Source organism: Actinomycetota bacterium (genome assembly GCA_040881665.1).
Lineage (GTDB): Bacteria > Actinomycetota > UBA4738 > UBA4738 > HRBIN12 > JBBDWR01.
In genome coordinates this window covers 78,918-95,871 of record JBBECT010000006.1, presented here as the reverse complement: position 1 = coordinate 95,871, position 16,954 = coordinate 78,918, and the positions used below count along the sequence as shown (strand labels likewise).

Sequence of the window (16,954 nt, the reverse complement as noted above, 5' to 3'; positions counted from 1 at the left end):
GCTATCATCAGCCCGATGCCGCGCCTGAGCTTGCCCGACGGAACGACCACCGACCTCCCCGAAGGGGAGCCGGTCGGCAGCGTTCTGCCACCCGACGCCGTGGCCGCGCGTGTCGAAGGGCAGCTGCGCGATCTCTCGTTCGTCCCGGCGGGCGATGCGGTGGTCGAACCGGTTCGCGCGCACGAGCCCGACGGATTGCACGTGCTGCGCCACTCCGCGGCGCACGTGATGGCGCAGGCGGTCTGCGACGTCGTGCCCGACGCGAGGTATGCGATCGGACCGGCGATCGCCGACGGCTTCTACTACGACTTCGAGCTTCCCGAACCGCTGACGCCCGAGGACCTGCCGAAGATCGAGTCGCGGATGACCGAGCTCGTGAAGGCCGACCAAGCGTTCGTCCGGGAAGAGCTCGGCCGCGCCGAGGCGCTCGAGCGCTTCGTCGATCAACCCTTCAAGCGCGAGATCATCGAGGGACTCGACGACGGGGAGGCGCCGGGGGAGACCGGCGGGGGCGAGACGGTCAGCGTCTACCGCAACGACGGGTGGGCCGACCTGTGCCTCGGACCGCACCTGCCGTCGACCGGCCGTCTCAAGGCGTTCAAGCTGCTGTCGGTTGCCGGGGCGTACTGGCGAAGCGACGAATCCCGCCCGATGCTCCAGCGGATCTACGGCACGGCCTGGCCGACGAAGCAGGATCTGAAGAAGTACCTCCATCGCCTCGAGGAGGCGGAGAAGCGTGACCACCGCAAGCTCGGCCGGCAGCTCGACCTGTTCAGCTTCCCCGAGGAGCTCGGCCCGGGTCTGGCGGTCTGGCACCCGCGCGGGGGTGTGTTCCGCAAGCAACTAGAGGACTACGTGCGGGATCTGCATCTCGATCGTGGATACGAGCCGGTGCAGAGCCCGCACCTGGCGCGCCGGGTGCTCTGGGACACCTCCGGCCACACCGACAAGTACGTCGACAACATGTATCCGGAGATGGTCCGGGACGAGGCGAGCTACTTCGTCAAACCGATGAACTGCCCGTTCCACGTCCTGATCTACAAGAGCGCGACGCGGAGCTACCGGGACCTGCCGATGCGGTTGTCCGAGCTCGGCACGGTGTACCGATACGAACGCGCGGGAACGCTGCACGGTCTGCTCCGCGCGCGGGGCATGACCCAGGACGACTCGCACATCATCTGTCGTGAGGATCAGCTCGTCGACGAGATCCAGAAGGTCTTCGCGCTCACCCTCGAGATCCATCGCACGTTCGGGTTCTCCGAGCCGATCGTGAACCTGTCGACGAAGCCCGGGCAGGCGATCGGCGACGAGGCGATGTGGGCGAAGGCGATCGACGCCCTCACCCGGGCGCTCGAGGGCAGCGGGTTCGCGTACACGGTCGCCGAGGGTGAGGGGGCGTTCTACGGGCCGAAGGTCGACTTCCATTTCCACGATGCGATCGGGCGCCTGTGGCAGCTCTCCACGGTCCAGTGCGACTTCGCGCTGCCCGAGCGGTTCGAGATGGAGTACGTCGGCGAGGACAACGCCCGTCACCGTCCGGTGATGGTCCACCGTGCGATCCTCGGTTCGCTCGAACGGTTCAGCGGCGTGCTGATCGAGCACTACGCCGGTGCGTTCCCCCTGTGGCTCGCTCCCGAACAGGTCCGCTTGGTCCCCGTCGCCGACCGGCACGTCGAGCAGGCGAACGCACTGGCCGCCACCGTCCGCGAGGCGGGACTGCGGCCTTTCGTCGACGACGCGAAGGAGAGTGTCGGCAAGAAGATCCGGAACGCGCAGCTGATGAAGGCGCCCTACACGCTCGTGCTCGGGGACAAGGAGCTCGAGGGCGGCGCGCTCACGGTCCGCCTGCGCGACGGCAGCGAGCATCCGGGCGTCGCGCCGCAGACGTTCCTCGATGCGCTCGCCCGCGAAGCCGAGACGCGAGCCCTGGACCAGAGCACGTTCGGGTAGGCGGTCGATGGGCGAGCAGGACGAGACCGACGCGGGGCCGATGCAGCACCTGTGGTCGCCCTGGCGGATGGAGTACATCCGGACGGCGACCGAAGTCGACGCTCCGGGCTGCATCTTCTGCGAGTTGCCGAAGGCACCGGACGAGGAGGCGCACGTGCTCGCGCGCGGCGAGCATGGGTTCGTGATCCTGAACGCGTTCCCCTACAACCCGGGCCACCTGATGGTCGCGCCCTGGCGGCACAGCGGGGACTTCGAGGACCTGTCGGTCGCCGAGCACGCGGATCTGATGGACCTGATGCGGCGGGCGACAGCGGCGTTGCGCGAGGAGATGGAGCCGCACGGGTTCAACATCGGCATGAACGTCGGCAAGGTCGCCGGCGCGGGGTTCCCCGGGCACCTGCACTGGCACGTGGTTCCGAGGTGGAACGGCGACACGAACTTCATGCCGATCACGGGACAGACGCGGGTGCTCCCCGAGCTGCTCGACGAGACCTATCGGCGCCTGGCGCCGCGATTCGACGGCTGAGGGCGGTCAGCGTTCGCAGGAGCGCTCGCGGTCCAGTCCCGGTCCGCCGATGCACGTGTCCCGTCCCGGCCCTCCCTTGAGGAGGTCGTTGCCACCGCCTCCGATCAGCCGGTCCGCGTTCCCACGACCGAGCAGCGTGTCGTTCCCGCCGAAGCCGCAGAGCACGTCCCGGCCGGTCGTTCCGGGGATCCGGTCGCGCCCGCTGGTCGCGACGTTGTCACACGCCTGATCGGACGCGGTGCCGTACAGGACGAAGATCTGATCGACGCCTACGGTCTCGGGCTCGGGACATCCGTCGAGCCGTGGGGTCCAGTCGATGCATCCACTCTCGAACTGGTCGCCAGGGTTGCGCCACACGGCCGGTCGTCCGTGCTGTGTGTCGGAGGTGCTCCAGAACCATTGGTTGCCCTCGCCGCCGCCGAGCGCGACCACCGAGAGCCAGTAGCGACCCGCGGGCAGGGCGACCTCGGTCGCCAGATCGATCTGTCGATCCGTACCGGGCGCGTCGACGGTCTGCTCGAACAGCAGCAGGTCCGGCAGCCCCCCGGCGTCGCGGTAGATGCGGACCTCGACCTGCGGGATCGGCGCGCCCGACGGGAGCTGTCCGCCGACCGCGATCTGGCGGACGAGCCAGGTCTTCCCGGTGGGGATGCGGAAGTCGTCGGCCGCCTCCGCATCCGAGGCCGACAACCCCGAGTCCTCCGGGTAGCGCTGGGAGGTGACGCCGTTGCCGGTGTCGGTCTCATCTTGGTCCACGAGCACGGGCGGGAGCGTCCCTCTCGGGGCGTTGGAACCCGCGGCCCGGCCGGAGTCGGCCGTCGACGCGGGCGCGGTCAGGCACGCGAACAGAACCGTGAGGGCCAGCGAACACGCAGGCCAGAGCCATCGGAACGTCGGTCGGGTCCGGTTCCCCATGCGTACCTCCTCGACGACGTTCCGCGGGACTTGAGCGGCGTCATGCATCGAGACAGGTCGATCAGGAAACGTCGGCCTGCGACTCGGCGATCACCTTCTCCGCGAGTTGCGGCGGGACCGGCTCGTAGTGGGAGAAGGCCATCGAGAACATGCCGCGTCCCCCCGTGATCGAACGCAGATCGATCGCGTAGCGGGCGACCTCGGCCTGCGGCACCTGCGCTCGGACGCGCTGCTTGCCGGCGCTCGCCTGCTCCATCCCCTGGATCTTCGCCCGCTTCCCGTTCAGGTCGCCCATCACGTCTCCGGTGAAGTCCTCGGGAACGACGACCTCCAGATCGACGATCGGTTCGAGGAGGGCCGCGCCTGCCGCCTCGACGGCCTCCTTCAGGGCGATCGAGCCCGCGATCTGGAAGGCCATGTCGCTCGAGTCCACGCTGTGGGCCTTGCCGTCGAGCAACGTCACGCGGATGTCGACCATCGGGTAGCCCGCGACGACGCCCTGCGCCATCGTCTTGCGAACGCCCTTCTCGACCGACGGGATGAACTGGTGGGGGACGGCGCCGCCGACGATCTTGTCGACGTACTCGAACCCGGCGCCGTGCGAGAGCGGTTCGACCTTGATCGAGCAGACGGCGTACTGGCCGTGACCCCCGCTCTGCTTCACGTGACGCCCCGTCGCCTCGATGGCCTTGCGGATCGACTCCTTGTAGGGGATCCGAGCCGGGCGGGTCTGCACCTCGACCCCGTGCTTGTCGCGGAGCCGCTCGATCGCGACCTCCAGATGCGAGTCGCCCATGCCGTAGAGCACCGTCTCGTGCGTCTCGTCCGAGCGTTCGACCCGGAGCGTGGGATCCTCCTCGCGCAGCCGGGCGAGCGCGGCCGAAAGCTTGCTCTCGTCTCCCTTGGTCTTGGGCTCGATCGCGAACGCGAGCAACGGCTCGGGCAGGGGTGGCGCGTCGATCGTGACCGGATGCGTCTTGTCGCTGAGCGTGTCGCCGGTGTGGGTCTTCGTGAGCTTGGCCACCCCGCCGATGTCCCCGGCGGGGATCACGGAGAGCGCTTCGTGTTCCTTCCCCCGCAGGGTGAACAGCTGGCCGACCCGCTCGTCGACACCGGCGCGTTCGTTGTGGACCGAGGAGTCGGGCTCCACCGATCCGGAGAAGACCCGGAACATCGTGATGTGACCGACGTAGGGGTCCGACAGGGTCTTGAAGACGTACGCGGCCAGTGGACCGGCGGCGTCGCAGGCGTCGCGCTCGTTCGAACCGTCGGTCGTGGTCACCGTGATCGGGTCGCGCTCGGCGGGAGAGGGGAACTCCTCGCGCATGAAGGCGAGGAGTCGATCGGCGCCGATCGCGCGGGCCGCCGATCCGACGAACACCGGCGCGATCTTCCCCTGTGCGAACCCGGTTTTGACGCCCTCGATGATCTCCTTCTCCTCGAGCTCGCCGTCCTCGAGGTACCGCTCGATCAGGGCGTCGTCGGTCTCGGCGACCGACTCCATCAGTAGCTCCCGCGCCGGAGCGGCGATCGCGGCGAGATCCTCGGGCCAGTCGGCCTCCTCGGCGATCGGTCCGGAGGGGTAGAGGTCGGCCTTCCGGTGCAGGAGGTCCGCCACCCCACGGAAGTCGTGCTCCTCGCCGATCGGCAGCTCGACCGGGGCGACCTGCTTGCCGAACGCCTCGACGAGCTGGCGCTGTGTCTCGGTGAACGAGGCGCGCTCGCGATCGAGCTTGTTCACGAAGATCGCGCGCGGCAGACCCTCTTCGACGGCGAGGTCCCACGCGGCCTCGGTCTGCACCTCGACGCCGTCGACCGCCGAGACCACGAGCAGGACGGCGTCCACCGCCCGGATCGCCGATCGCATGTCGCCGATGAAGTCGGCGTAGCCCGGCGCATCCAGCACGTTGACCTTCACGCCCTCCCATTCGACGGGCGCCATCGACAGCGACACGCTGATCGCCTTGCGGATCTCCTCGGGGTCGTGATCGGAGACGGTCGAGCCGTCCTCGACGGTTCCCATCCGCGTGGTCGCACCGGATGCGAACAGCATCGCTTCGAGCAGGGTGGTTTTGCCGGCTCCGCCGTGCCCGACCAGGAGCACGTTGCGGATGTCGGAGGCGTCGTAGATCTTCACTCGCCCTCCTTCGCGCCGCGGGTCGCGTGGCAGCGCTGTGAGGCGCGATTGTATGCGGGGCGGCTCCCGCGGGGGAAGGGACGCGGCGCGCCGCGGGACCGGTTGCTACGCTCCGGTTCCTGACGATGACGGCCACGACCCCCCCAACAGCCAGCCCCTCGCCCGGAGGCGATCGCGCGCGCGCCGCCTCGATCGGTGCCCGGCTCGCGGTGTTCGCGGGCGTCCTCTTCGCGGGGCTGGGGTCCTGGGCGATCCTCGATCTGCAGACCCGCCTCGGGGGCGTGCTCGTCGGGGCCTCGGGGCTCGGGCTGATCGGTGCAGGGATCCTCGCACGGCGCAGCGCGACACGCCTCGACCTCGTGCTGGACTCCCTCGCGGACCGGACCTTCGACGCCACGGTCCTCGCCTCGATCGCCTGGGCCACGCGCGCCGCGGAGCCCGCCACCTCCCTCGGGGCCCTCGTCGCGATGGCGGCCGGGTTCCTCGGCGCCTACGTCCGGGCGAAGGGGACCTCGCTCGGCTACGGGGTCGTGGAGAGCCCACGGACACGCGGGCTCCGGTACGGCCTGATCACCGCCGGGCTGCTCGTGGACGGATGGGTTCGGTGGACCGTGTGGGCCGCCGCCGGCGTGTCGATCCTCGCGACGCTCGTCCGCTCGAGCCAGGTGGCGAAGGAGGAGCGCGCGTGAGTGCGAACGAACGAACGGCGTCTCCCCGGCCCCTCCCGGCCGACGATCTCCCGGAGGCGGACCGGGAGACCCTTGCGGAGCGGCTCACCTATCACGGCTACGCAGCCGGGGATCGGCTCGCCCGCGCCCTTTCGGAGCGTGGCGCTCGTGTGCTGGCACGGGTGCTCGCCGCGACGGGTCACGCGATGCTGCGGACGGTCCGTGAGCGAGTATCCCGCAACCAAGCGCAGGTGCTCGGATTGCCGCAGGACGATCCGCTGGTGCGGGCCTCGACACGGGAGGCGTTCCGCCTGTACCTGCGCTACTGGGTGGACACGTTCCGTCTGCGCGATCTGTCCCGCGAACAGGTCCTCGACCGGATGGATGCGACCGGGCTGGAACACATCACCGAGACGCTGCGCGAAGGGCGAGGAGCGATCGCCGTGCTCCCCCACATGGGAAACTGGGATGCCGCGGGGGCATGGATCGCCGCCGAGGGCGTTCGGGTCGTCTCGGTCGCCGAGGAGCTCCGCCCCCGACGCCTGTTCGAGCTCTTCAAGCGTCATCGAGAGCAGGTGGGCCTGCAGATCGTGGGCCTCAACAGGAACGGCGGCGTCGGCCGCAAGCTCGCCGGGGCGCTGGACCAGGGGTCGCTCGTCGCCCTGGTCGCCGATCGCGATCTGTCCGGGCGCGGGGTCCCGGTCGAGATGTTCGGGCGCGAGCGGACGGTCCCGGCGGGTCCCGCGCTCCTGTCGTTGACGACCGAGGCGCCGGTGCTCGTCTGCGTGGTGTCGACGACGCCTACGGGATGGCGTATCAACATCGAACCGCCGATCCGCTGCGAGTCGACCGGCGATCGCCGGGCCGACGTGACCGCCCTGACCCGCCGCCTCGCCGAACGGTTCGAGGAGGCGATCGCGTCGAATCCGGCCGACTGGCACGTGTTCCAACCCGGGTGGCCCGAACCGCGCGCGACGTCCGAGGAACCCGCGGCGGCTCCGTGACGTCCTCGGAACGATCGTTCCGGGTCGCCCTCGCCTGTCCCTATGCCTGGGACGCGCCCGGCGGTGTCCAGGTGCACGTCGCCGAGCTCGCCGAGCATCTGCGCGAACGAGGTCACCAGGTGCTCGTCGTCGCACCCTCGCGCTCGGAGCCGGCGCAACCGTGGGTCCACGTGGTCGGTCGTCCCGTGGACATCCCGTATAACGCATCGGTGGCGCCGATCTGCCCCTGGCCCTCGTCGTCGCGGCGCGTTCGCGATGCACTGGCGGCGTTCGCTCCCGACGTGCTCCACGCGCACGAGCCGCTCACGCCGAGCACGTCGCTGTTCGCCGTTCGATCCGCAGGCGTTCCGGTCGTCGCGACGTTCCACTCGGGAGCTTCGCGGGCGCTCCTCTACGACCTGGCCGCACCCGTGCTGCGCCGCGAGGCCCGCCGGATCGATGTCCGCGTGGCCGTCTCGCGCGCGGCGGCCGCGTTCGCGGGTCGGCGGATCGGCGGAGCGTTCCGGATCGTCGGCAACGGCGTGAACGTCGAACGGTTCCGCGACGCGAGTCCCGCGTCGCTGCCCGGGGTCCCCGGCGGAGCGCAGGACGGCAAGGTTGTGTTGTTCGTGGGGCGGCTCGACGAGCGGAAGGGATTCCCCACCGCGGTGGAGGCCTTCGCGCGCCTCGCGGCCGACGACCCGACGGTTCGGCTCGTCGTTGCCGGCGACGGCCCCGATCGTTCGGCCGTCGAGACCCTCGGGTCCGATGTGCGCTCACGGGTGAGCATGCTCGGACACGTTCCGAACGCCGAGCTTCCTTCGGTGACGGCGGCGTGCGACGCGTTCGTGGGGTCCTCGGTGGGAGGGGAGAGTTTCGGGGTCGTGCTCGTCGAGGCGATGGCGGCGGGATTGCCGGTCGTCGCGAGCCGGATCCCCGGCTACGACGAGGTGATCAGCGACGGGGTGGACGGACTGCTCGTCGGTCCGCGCGACCCCGCCGCGACCGCAGAGGCTCTCGCGCGGGTGCTCGGTGAGCCCTCCCTGTCGGCTCGGCTCGCGGCGGCCGGGAAGCGCCGCGCGGCCTCGTTCTCCTGGGAGGTGATCGCGGGCCACCTGGTGGCCTGCTACGAGGAGGCGATCACCGCAGCGAGGGCCCGGGCGCCCCGTTGTTAGCATGACCGCCGTGCTTCTCATCTGGATCCTGATCGGCGTGGCCGTGCTGTTGGTGCTCGCCCTCGCGCTCGTCTTCAATCGCCTCGTCGCGCTGCGCAACCGGGTCGACAACGGGTGGTCCCAGATCGACGTGCAGCTGCGGCGTCGCTACGACCTGATCCCGAACCTCGTGGAGACGGTGCAGGGCTACGCCCGTCACGAGCGCCAGACCTTCGAGCAGGTGACACAGGCCCGTGCGCGAGCCCTCGACGCCACCGGGGTCGAGGGGCAAGCCCAGGCGGAGAACGCGGTGTCCCGCACCCTGCGCCAGCTGCTGGCCGTCGCCGAGCAGTACCCCGACCTCAAGGCGAACGCGAACTTCCTGGCGCTCCAAGAGGAGCTCACCGGGACGGAGTCGAAGATCGCGTACGCCCGCCAGTTCTACAACGACCAGGTGATGCGGATGAACACGCTGATCGGGTCCTTCCCGGCCAACCTCGTGGCCCGCTCGTTCCGGTTCGCCCCGCGTCCGTTCTTCGACATCGAGGAACCCGCGCGCGCGCCGGTGCAGGTGGACCTCGCCGTGGACGAGTAGCCGCGCGTGTACGAACAGATCGCATCGAACAAGCGTAAGACGGTCCTGATCGTCTTCGGGGCGTTCGCGCTCCTGGCCGCCGTCGGTTTCGCGCTCGGGGTGCTCGCCGGGTCCTCCGGTCCGGTCGGCCTCGCGATCGCGGTCGCCGTCGCGGCGGTCCTGTCGTTCTCGTCGTGGCGCTACGGCGATCGCATCGTCCTTGCGTCGGCGCGGGCGAAGCCCGTCACCCCCGACGAGGAACCCCGGTTGCACAACATCGTCGAAGGGCTCGCGATCGCCGCCGGTGTCCCGAAGCCCTCCGTCTACGTGATCCCCGAGCAGGCGCTGAACGCGTTCGCCACCGGGCGCGATCCGGAGCACTCCTCGATCGCTGTCACCCGCGGGTTGCTCGATGCGATGAGCCGGGTGGAGCTCGAGGGCGTGATCGGTCACGAGATGGCCCACGTGGTCGACCGCGACATCCTTTTGGGAACGATCGTGGCGACGCTGATCGGGGCGGTCGTGCTGATCTCGGAGTTCATGCTGCGCGCGTGGTTCTGGGGTGGCATCGGCGGGCGCCGTGGCAACGACAACAGCGGGGGACCGGCCGCGGGCATCCTCGCGCTCGTCGGGATCCTGCTGATGATCCTCGCGCCGATCGCCGGTGAGCTGATCAAGCTGTCGATGTCACGCAACCGTGAGTACCTCGCCGACGCGCAGGGCGCGCTGCTCACGCGCTACCCGCCGGGCCTCGCCGCGGCGCTCCGGAAGATCGGCGGGACACCGGCCGCGATGCACGCCGCGAACAACGCCACGGCCCACCTGTGGATCGCCACCCCGTCCCGGTTCCGAGGCAGCAAGACCGGCGCGATGGAGCGGCTGTTCGAGACGCACCCGCCCCTGGAGGAGCGGATCCGGCGTCTTGAGGAGATGTGACGAATGCCCCGGGTCGTTGAGGGCCCCCCGAACCGGGGCTAGCATCGGAGCGGCCGATCCCTTTGGGTCGTGCCCAACCTCTCCACCAGACCCCTGATCGAGATCCCTGAGGAGGAACGTCCCTTGGCGCTGTCCCAACGCGGAAAGATCATCACCGCGATCGTCGGAGTGATCGCGGTCGCCGTGATCGCGGTCGTCGGGTACGCCCTGGCGACCGGGGAGAACCCGGTCGCGGCGATCACGGATCCGATCACCGGCGGGGACGAGCCGCCGACGTGCCCGCTCACCGGCGAGAACGCTGCGAGCGAGAAGGCCGCGAACCAGCCGGTCGTCGCCGTCAAGGTCGACAACACCGAGGCCGCGCGTCCGCAGGTCGGCATCGACGAAGCCGACCTCGTGTACGAGGAGCTCGTCGAGGGCGGCATCACCCGCTGGATCGTCGTGTTCCAGTGCGCCAAGCCCGACCGGGTCGGACCGATCCGAAGCGCGCGCACGACCGACGCGGAAGTGCTGATCCAGTTCGGCAAGCCCGTGCTCGGCTTCTCCGGTGGAGCGAAGTCGGTCGTGAAGTACGTGAAGCGGTCCGGCGTCCAGGCGTTCGACGAGGACGCGGGCGGCGAGGCGTTCACCCGAGATCCCAGCCGCGTTCCCCCGCAGGATCTCTTCCTCGACATACCGAAGCTCGCGAAGCAGGGCAAGAAGGCGAAGGCCGAGGTGCCCGAACCACAGTTCGAGTATTCGGACGAGCTGCCGGAGGGCCGCAGCAAGAAGGCGGGTCAGATCGACATGGTCTTCTCGTCGATCAACCAGGCGGCCTGGGAATGGAACAAGGGCGAAGAGCGCTGGGCCCGATTCGACGGCGGCAGCCCGAACGTGCTGGAGAACGGCGATCAGATCCTCGCGAACAACGTCGTCGTCCAGATGGTCAAGGTCACCGAAGGCGAGATCACCGACGCGTCGGGTTCCCCGTCGCCGGAGGTCAAGGTGACCGGGAAGGGCAAGGCGATGCTGTTCCGCGACGGCCGGGTCTTCTCCGGCACCTGGGAGCGGCCCTCGCTCGAGGACCGGACGACGTTCACGACGAGGGAGGGAGACGCCTTCGTCCTGACCCCCGGGAACACCTGGATCGAGCTGTTCCCCAGCAGCGACGGGTTCGTGGAGTCCAGCTTGGAGGTCTCCAAGTAGGCGACGCGTTGTGACGCCGCCGGGCGTGCCTGCGGGTGCGCCGGCGGCGGTACACTGCCGGAAGCGGCCCGGACGCCTCGTTCGGGCGAACCCAGCAGGCGCACCGTTCCCGTCTCGTTCCCGGGTCGGGGCCCGTCGAGGAGGAGATCCGCGTGGAACGCGAGACCGGCACCTTCCGGGTGAAGTCCGGCCTGGCCGAGATGCTCAAGGGTGGCGTCATCATGGACGTCACGACGGCCGACGAGGCGAAGATCGCCGAGGACGCCGGCGCGTGCGCGGTCATGGCGCTCGAGCGGGTTCCCGCCGATATCCGTCGCGACGGTGGCGTGGCGCGCATGTCCGACGCCACCAAGATCGAGGAGATCAAGCAGGTCGTCTCGATCCCGGTGATGGCCAAGGCGCGGATCGGTCACTTCGTCGAAGCGCAGGTGCTCCAGGCGCTCGGTGTCGACTACGTCGACGAGTCCGAGGTGCTGACGCCCGCGGACGAGGAGTTCCACATCGACAAGTGGGCGTTCACCGTTCCGTTCGTGTGCGGCGCGCGCAACCTGGGTGAGGCGCTCCGCCGGATCGCCGAGGGCGCGGCGATGATCCGCACGAAGGGCGAGGCCGGCACCGGTAACGTGGTCGAGGCGGTGCGCCACCAGCGCACGATGACGCGTCAGATGCAGCAGCTCACGACGGCCTCCCCCGAGCAGTTCGTGACCCTCGCGAAGGAACACGGCGCGCCGGTCGACCTGATCCGCGACGTCGCCTCGACCGGGCGACTTCCGGTCGTCGATTTCGCCGCCGGGGGCATCGCGACCCCGGCCGACGCGGCCCTGATGATGCAGCTGGGCGTCGACGGGGTGTTCGTCGGCTCGGGCATCTACAAGTCCTCGGACCCGGCGAGCCGGGCGCGCGCGATCGTCGAAGCGACGACACACTTCAACGACCCGGACGTCGTGGCGAAGGTCTCCCACGACCTCGGCGACGCGATGCCGGGCCTGGACATCGCCGAGCTCGGCGACAACCTGCTGCAGACGCGCGGCTGGTAGCACCGGGAGGCGTTGCGCGATGAAGGTCGGCGTGCTCGCGTTGCAGGGAGACTTCCGCGAACACGTTCGCACCCTCGCCGACGCCGGCGCCACGCCGCTCGAGGTCCGGACACCCGCCGATCTCGCCGAGGTCGACGGGCTGGTGATCCCCGGCGGCGAGTCGACGACGATCGGCAAGCTCGCGGTGTCCGCCGGGCTCGTCGCACCGATCCGCGATCGCGTCCACGCCGGGATGCCGGTGCTCGGGACCTGCGCGGGCATGATCGTCCTCGCAGCGGAAGTGCTCGACGGCGAACCCTTGCTCGGGCTCCTCGACGTCAGCGTGCGGCGCAACGCCTACGGACCGCAGGTGGAATCGTTCGAGGCCGATCTGCGGGTCCGCGGGATCGAGCATCCGGTGCGTGGGGTCTTCATCCGCGCTCCCTGGGTCGAGCGGATCGGTCCCGGAGTCGAGGTCCTCGCCGAACACGAGGGCCGCCCCGTCGTCCTGGAGCACGAGCACGTCCTCGTCGCGTCGTTCCACCCGGAGCTGGTGGGCGAGACGGGCCTCCACGCGTACTGGCTGGAGAAGGTGTAGCGGGGATGTCCGGGCACTCCAAGTGGGCGACGATCAAGCGCAAGAAGGCGGCGAACGACGCCAAGCGTTCGAACATGTACGCGAAGCTGCTGCGCGCGGTCGAGGTCGCGGCGCGCGAAGGTGGGGGAGATCCCGACGGGAACATGACCCTCGCATCGGCGATCGAGAAGGCGAAGGGGTTGTCGGTCCCGAACGACAACATCGACCGGGCGATCAAACGCGGGAGCGGTGAGGACGACTCGGGCGCGCGGTACGAGGAGCTGCTCTACGAGGGGTATGCGACCGGCGGCATCGCGGTGCTCGTCGAAGCGCTGACCGACAACCGGAACCGGACCGGTCAGGAGGTCCGTCACGCGTTCACACGCTCGAACGGCAACTTCGGCGAGCAGGGGAGCACGGCGTGGATGTTCGAGCGAAAGGGCCTGGCCGTCGTCGAGAAGTCGCTCGCTCCGGACGAAGAGCGCATGCTCGAGCTGGCGCTCGAGTCCGGCGCCGAGGATCTGCGGGATTCCGAGAGCTCGTGGGACATCGTGTGCGACCCCTCGGCGTTCAAGGCCGTGCAGAGTGCGCTCGAGCAGGCGGGCGTGCCGGTGTTCTCGGCCGAGATCACGATGATCCCCAAGAGCACGATCCCGGTCGAGGGCGGCGAGGCGAAGCAGGTGCTCGCGCTGATCGAGGCCCTCGAAGAGCTGGAAGACATCCAGAACGTCTACGCGAACTTCGACATCCCCGAGGCGGTCATGGCCGAGCTCGGCTGAGCAGGCGGTGGCCCAGCGGCCGGCTCAGGTGACGTCTGCCGATCCCGGCTCCAGGGTGCGAGCGAGGGACGGGCGTCGGCGCACCCAGCGTTCGACGGGTTCGATCGCGGCGAACAACAGCGGGTTGATAGAGACCGACAGCACCGCGGTCGCGACGACGAGCTGGAACCCCTCGTCGGACAGCATCCCCAGCTGCGTGCCCGCGGTTGCGACGATGAACGAGAACTCACCGATCTGCGCCAGGCCCGCGGCGACGGTCAGGCCGATCGATAGAGGCCGTCGAAGGAGCAACACGATCAACAGAGCGGCGAGGGACTTGCCGATCACGACGACGCCGACCAATGCCGCGATCGCGGCCGGACTGTCGAGGAGGATCGCAGGATCGAGCAACATGCCGACGGCGACGAAGAACAACACCCCGAACGTGTCGCTCAAGGGAAGGATGTCCTTCGCCGCGCGCTCGGTGAGGTGCGACTCGTTCAGGACGGCTCCTGCCAGGAACGCGCCCAGCGCGAGCGACACATCGAAGACGACGCTGGCGACGAACGCGATGCCGAGCGCGATCGACAGCACCGCGAGCGTGAAGATCTCACGGAACCCGTCGCGCTCGACGTGATCCAGGATCCACGGCAGCACGCGCGCCCCGACGACGAGCATCAGCGCGGTGAACACGATCGCCTTCCCGATCGCGGCCGCCACCGACACGAGTGCCGAGCCCTCCGAGCCGGGCTGACCTTCGGCCCCGAACGCGGTCGCCACGGTAGGAAGCAGCACGAGGGCGATCACGGTGAACAGATCCTCGACGATCAGCCACCCGACCGCGACCTGCCCCGGAGGGGTGTTCACCGCGTTGCGTCGCTCGAGGGCGCGGAGCAGGACGACCGTGCTCGCGACCGAGATCGCCAGTCCGAGCACGAACGACTCCAGCGGGTCGCCTCCGATCGCCAGCCCGACGGCCATGCCGAGCCCGATGGCCACCGTGATCTGGCCGACGGCCCCCGGCAGCGCGACCGAGCGCACCCGGAGCAGGTCCTGGACGCTGAAGTGCAGGCCGACGCCGAACATCAGCAGGATCACGCCGATCTCGGCCAGCTCGAGCGCGATGTCGGTGTTCGCGACCAGTCCGGGGGTGGCGGGCCCGATCGCCACGCCCGCGAGCAGGTAGCCGACGATCGCAGGCAGGCGCAGGTGACGAGCCACGAACCCCCCGACGAACGCGGCCGGCAGCGCGATCGCGATCGTCGCGATCAACTCGGGGGCGTGCTCCTCCATGTGGTCGATGTTCTCAGGTCGTCGGCGCTCGCTCCCGGAAAGCGCCCGGGGGGGATGATTGCCCACGTCTCGCGGGCGACCTAGACTCCGCACATATGTTCGATTCCTGTGTCCTCGGCGTCGACCCGGGGATCGCCTCGCTCGGGATCGCGGCCGTGGCGCGTCGCGACCGCCGTCCCGATCTGCTGTGGACCGAGACCGTCCGCACGCCGGCGGATCAGCGCGAGCAGCACCGGCTCGCGCGGATCTATGCGGCGGTGCGCGCCGCGATCGACGCCCACGCGGCCGCCGCGCTCGCGGTAGAGCGTGTGGCGTGGAACCGGAACGTCACCAGCGGTCTGCAGGTCGCCCGGGCGACCGGTGTCGTGCTGCTGGCCGCGGCCGACGCCGGTATCGACGTCGCCGAGTACGGTCCGCTCGAGGTGAAGCTGGCGATCACCGGGGTCGGCAACGCGAGCAAGCGACAGGTCCACGCCGCCCTGGTGTCCGCGCATGGGCTCCGCGGGGTGCCCTCGCAACCGGACGCAGCGGACGCCGTCGCCGTCGCCGTGTGCCACGTGACGCAGTCCCGTCTGCGCCGGGCCGCGGACCGGGCGGTGGCGCGATGATCGCCTTCCTGTCGGGGACCGTGGCCGAGAAGGGCGCGAACCGCGTCGTGGTCGAAACCGGGGGCGTGGGCTATGACCTCGCGGTCCCGACGTCGACCGTCGCGGGGCTCCCGGGGGTCGGCAAGCCCGCGAAGATCCACACCCGCATGGTCGTGCGCGACGACGGCATCACCCTGTACGGGTTCTCCTCTCCCGACGAGCGTACGCTGTTCGATCTGCTCACCGGCGTGACGGGGGTCGGTCCGAAGGTCGGACTCGCGTTCCTGTCCGCCCTCACGCCGGATGCGTTGCGTCGGGCGATCCTGGCCGGCGACGTCACGGCGCTCACCGTCGTTCCGGGCGTCGGCAAGAAGGTCGCGCAACGGGTCGTCCTCGACCTGAAGGACACGTTCGGCGGCGACGTGATCGTGCTCGAAGGTCCGCTTGCCGACGTGCGCGAGGCGCTCTTGTCGCTGGGGCTTACGCCACAGGAGGCGACCGAGGCGATCGCCGAGCTCGGCCCGGACGGAACCCGTCCCGCCGAGGAACTGCTCCGCGAGGCGTTGCAGAAGGTGGGACGGGCATGACCGGCGAGCCCCACGGCACCGACGCAGACGCGGATGCGGTCGTCGATCTCGGCGAAGGTGCGCGGCTCGTGGACACCGGCGAGCTGGGCGAGGAGGAACGTTCCTTCGACAACGCTCTCCGCCCCCGCACGCTCTCGGAGTTCGTCGGCCAGGCAAAGGTCAAGGAACAGCTGCAGCTGCTGATGGACGGCGCCCGGTCGCGCGGCGAGACCGTCGACCACACGTTGTTCAGCGGTCCACCGGGGCTCGGCAAGACCACCCTGGCGAGCATCGTCGCGCACGAGATGGGGGTCGGGTTCCAGCCGACGTCGGGTCCGGCGCTCGAGCGCGCGGGCGACCTCGCGGCGATCCTGACCAACCTTGAGGAAGGCGACGTCCTGTTCGTCGACGAGATCCATCGGATGCCGCGCGCGGTCGAGGAGATCCTGTATCCGGCCCTGGAGGACTTCAAGCTCGATGTGATCCTCGGCAAGGGCCCCAGCGCCCGGAGCATCCGGCTCGAGCTTCCCCACTTCAGCCTCGTCGCGGCGACGACCCGGCCCGGGCGGATCACCCTGCCGTTGCGGGAGCGCTTCGGGTTCTCACCCCGGCTGGACTACTACTCCGCCGACGACCTCGGCACGATCGTGCACCGGTCCGCGGGCATCCTCGAGTCAGAGCTCGACGACGAGGGGGCAGCCGAGATCGCGGGACGTTCGCGCGGCACCCCGCGTGTGGCGAACCGGCTGCTGCGGCGGGTGCGCGACTACGCGCAGGTGCGACGCGACGGCCGGATCTCCGCGGACGTCGCACGGTCGGGTCTGGAGCTGTTCGAGGTCGACGACGAGGGCCTGGACAAGGTGGACCTGGCGATCCTGCAGGCGATCGTGCAGCGCTTCCGGGGAGGTCCCGTGGGGCTGTCGACCCTGGCAGCCGCCGTCGGCGAGGAGTCGGACACCGTCGAGGACGTCTACGAGCCCTACCTGCTCCAGCTCGGGTTCCTGCACCGGACCCCCCGTGGGCGGGTGGCGACCGAGCGTGCCTACCGGCACCTGGGCATCGCCGCCGAGGGCGCGCTGCCCCTGTAGCTGCGCCGATCGACCTTCCGGGGGCGGCGGCGGTAGCCTGT

General features: G+C 69.9%; 17 protein-coding genes. 14 read left to right on the top strand and 3 right to left on the bottom strand.

The genetic code is table 11. The annotated features are described in order from the left end of the window. The first annotated feature begins 15 nt into the window (after positions 1 to 15). Both thrS and WEF05_10145 read left to right on the top strand, forming a co-directional pair. Positions 16 to 1,950: a threonine--tRNA ligase gene (thrS, locus tag WEF05_10150; protein MEX1102244.1), complete on the top strand. Its 1,935-nt coding sequence runs from the start codon at positions 16 to 18 to the stop codon at positions 1,948 to 1,950. Positions 1,951 to 1,957: 7 nt separating this feature from the next. Next, positions 1,958 to 2,476, top strand: coding sequence for an HIT domain-containing protein (locus WEF05_10145; protein ID MEX1102243.1), 519 nt, complete (start codon positions 1,958 to 1,960; stop codon positions 2,474 to 2,476). 6 nt (positions 2,477 to 2,482) lie between these two features. Here WEF05_10145 and WEF05_10140 read toward each other — a convergent pair whose 3' ends face one another. After that, positions 2,483 to 3,391, bottom strand: coding sequence for a hypothetical protein (locus WEF05_10140; protein MEX1102242.1), 909 nt, complete (start codon positions 3,389 to 3,391; stop codon positions 2,483 to 2,485). A 61-nt stretch (positions 3,392 to 3,452) separates the two neighbouring features. After that, complete coding sequence (fusA, locus tag WEF05_10135; protein ID MEX1102241.1) at positions 3,453 to 5,528, bottom strand: elongation factor G; 2,076 nt, start codon at positions 5,526 to 5,528, stop codon at positions 3,453 to 3,455. Positions 5,529 to 5,653: 125 nt separating this feature from the next. Between fusA and WEF05_10130 the strand changes: the two genes are divergently transcribed. The 9 genes from WEF05_10130 to WEF05_10090 all read left to right on the top strand — a co-directional run bounded on the left by WEF05_10130 (position 5,654) and on the right by WEF05_10090 (position 13,400). Further along, the gene (locus tag WEF05_10130) at positions 5,654 to 6,217 is read left to right on the top strand and encodes a hypothetical protein (protein MEX1102240.1); all 564 of its coding nucleotides are present in this window, start codon (positions 5,654 to 5,656) and stop codon (positions 6,215 to 6,217) included. After that, positions 6,214 to 7,200 (top strand): phosphatidylinositol mannoside acyltransferase, encoded by a 987-nt coding sequence (locus WEF05_10125; protein MEX1102239.1) that lies wholly within the window; start codon positions 6,214 to 6,216, stop codon positions 7,198 to 7,200. The genes WEF05_10130 and WEF05_10125 overlap by 4 nt, the downstream gene beginning before the upstream one ends. Next, complete coding sequence (locus WEF05_10120) at positions 7,197 to 8,354, top strand: glycosyltransferase family 4 protein (GenBank protein MEX1102238.1); 1,158 nt, start codon at positions 7,197 to 7,199, stop codon at positions 8,352 to 8,354. Before WEF05_10125 ends, WEF05_10120 begins: the two co-directional genes overlap by 4 nt. Before the next feature lies 1 nt (position 8,355). After that, entirely contained in the window at positions 8,356 to 8,928 is a 573-nt protein-coding gene (locus WEF05_10115; protein ID MEX1102237.1) for a LemA family protein, read from the top strand. Between the two features lie 6 nt (positions 8,929 to 8,934). Then, complete coding sequence (locus WEF05_10110; protein MEX1102236.1) at positions 8,935 to 9,843, top strand: M48 family metalloprotease; 909 nt, start codon at positions 8,935 to 8,937, stop codon at positions 9,841 to 9,843. Between the two features lie 123 nt (positions 9,844 to 9,966). After that, on the top strand, positions 9,967 to 11,028 hold the full coding sequence (locus tag WEF05_10105; protein MEX1102235.1) for a DUF3048 domain-containing protein: 1,062 nt from the start codon (positions 9,967 to 9,969) through the stop codon (positions 11,026 to 11,028). A gap of 152 nt (positions 11,029 to 11,180) precedes the next feature. Beyond that, positions 11,181 to 12,065 carry a pyridoxal 5'-phosphate synthase lyase subunit PdxS gene (gene pdxS, locus WEF05_10100; GenBank protein MEX1102234.1) on the top strand — a complete coding sequence of 295 codons (885 nt, stop codon included), beginning with the start codon at positions 11,181 to 11,183 and terminating at the stop codon, positions 12,063 to 12,065. A 19-nt stretch (positions 12,066 to 12,084) separates the two neighbouring features. Beyond that, the gene (gene pdxT / locus WEF05_10095) at positions 12,085 to 12,642 is read left to right on the top strand and encodes a pyridoxal 5'-phosphate synthase glutaminase subunit PdxT (protein ID MEX1102233.1); all 558 of its coding nucleotides are present in this window, start codon (positions 12,085 to 12,087) and stop codon (positions 12,640 to 12,642) included. A 5-nt stretch (positions 12,643 to 12,647) separates the two neighbouring features. After that, a complete protein-coding gene (locus WEF05_10090) occupies positions 12,648 to 13,400 on the top strand; it encodes a YebC/PmpR family DNA-binding transcriptional regulator (GenBank protein MEX1102232.1) in 753 nt (250 codons plus the stop codon). Between the two features lie 24 nt (positions 13,401 to 13,424). Here the strand turns inward: WEF05_10090 and WEF05_10085 are convergent, their stop codons facing one another. Continuing rightward, the gene (locus WEF05_10085; GenBank protein ID MEX1102231.1) at positions 13,425 to 14,672 is read right to left on the bottom strand and encodes a cation:proton antiporter; all 1,248 of its coding nucleotides are present in this window, start codon (positions 14,670 to 14,672) and stop codon (positions 13,425 to 13,427) included. 95 nt (positions 14,673 to 14,767) lie between these two features. Between WEF05_10085 and WEF05_10080 the strand changes: the two genes are divergently transcribed. The 3 genes from WEF05_10080 to ruvB are packed head-to-tail and all read left to right on the top strand — an operon-like array spanning position 14,768 to position 16,913. Next, positions 14,768 to 15,280: a crossover junction endodeoxyribonuclease RuvC gene (locus tag WEF05_10080; GenBank protein ID MEX1102230.1), complete on the top strand. Its 513-nt coding sequence runs from the start codon at positions 14,768 to 14,770 to the stop codon at positions 15,278 to 15,280. Beyond that, positions 15,277 to 15,846: a Holliday junction branch migration protein RuvA gene (gene ruvA / locus WEF05_10075; GenBank protein MEX1102229.1), complete on the top strand. Its 570-nt coding sequence runs from the start codon at positions 15,277 to 15,279 to the stop codon at positions 15,844 to 15,846. The genes WEF05_10080 and ruvA overlap by 4 nt, the downstream gene beginning before the upstream one ends. Beyond that, complete coding sequence (ruvB, locus tag WEF05_10070; GenBank protein ID MEX1102228.1) at positions 15,843 to 16,913, top strand: Holliday junction branch migration DNA helicase RuvB; 1,071 nt, start codon at positions 15,843 to 15,845, stop codon at positions 16,911 to 16,913. Before ruvA ends, ruvB begins: the two co-directional genes overlap by 4 nt. Positions 16,914 to 16,954 lie beyond the last annotated feature (41 nt).

Coding starts and splice junctions, on each gene's coding strand:
- ruvA (MEX1102229.1), top strand. CDS start 15,277: ATGATCGCCTTCCTGTCGGGGACCGTGGCCGAGAAGGGCGCGAACCGC.
- WEF05_10145 (MEX1102243.1), top strand. CDS start 1,958: ATGGGCGAGCAGGACGAGACCGACGCGGGGCCGATGCAGCACCTGTGG.
- thrS (MEX1102244.1), top strand. CDS start 16: ATGCCGCGCCTGAGCTTGCCCGACGGAACGACCACCGACCTCCCCGAA.
- ruvB (MEX1102228.1), top strand. CDS start 15,843: ATGACCGGCGAGCCCCACGGCACCGACGCAGACGCGGATGCGGTCGTC.
- WEF05_10090 (MEX1102232.1), top strand. CDS start 12,648: ATGTCCGGGCACTCCAAGTGGGCGACGATCAAGCGCAAGAAGGCGGCG.
- WEF05_10080 (MEX1102230.1), top strand. CDS start 14,768: ATGTTCGATTCCTGTGTCCTCGGCGTCGACCCGGGGATCGCCTCGCTC.
- WEF05_10140 (MEX1102242.1), bottom strand. CDS start 3,391: ATGGGGAACCGGACCCGACCGACGTTCCGATGGCTCTGGCCTGCGTGT.
- WEF05_10085 (MEX1102231.1), bottom strand. CDS start 14,672: ATGGAGGAGCACGCCCCCGAGTTGATCGCGACGATCGCGATCGCGCTG.
- WEF05_10115 (MEX1102237.1), top strand. CDS start 8,356: ATGACCGCCGTGCTTCTCATCTGGATCCTGATCGGCGTGGCCGTGCTG.
- pdxT (MEX1102233.1), top strand. CDS start 12,085: ATGAAGGTCGGCGTGCTCGCGTTGCAGGGAGACTTCCGCGAACACGTT.
- WEF05_10130 (MEX1102240.1), top strand. CDS start 5,654: ATGACGGCCACGACCCCCCCAACAGCCAGCCCCTCGCCCGGAGGCGAT.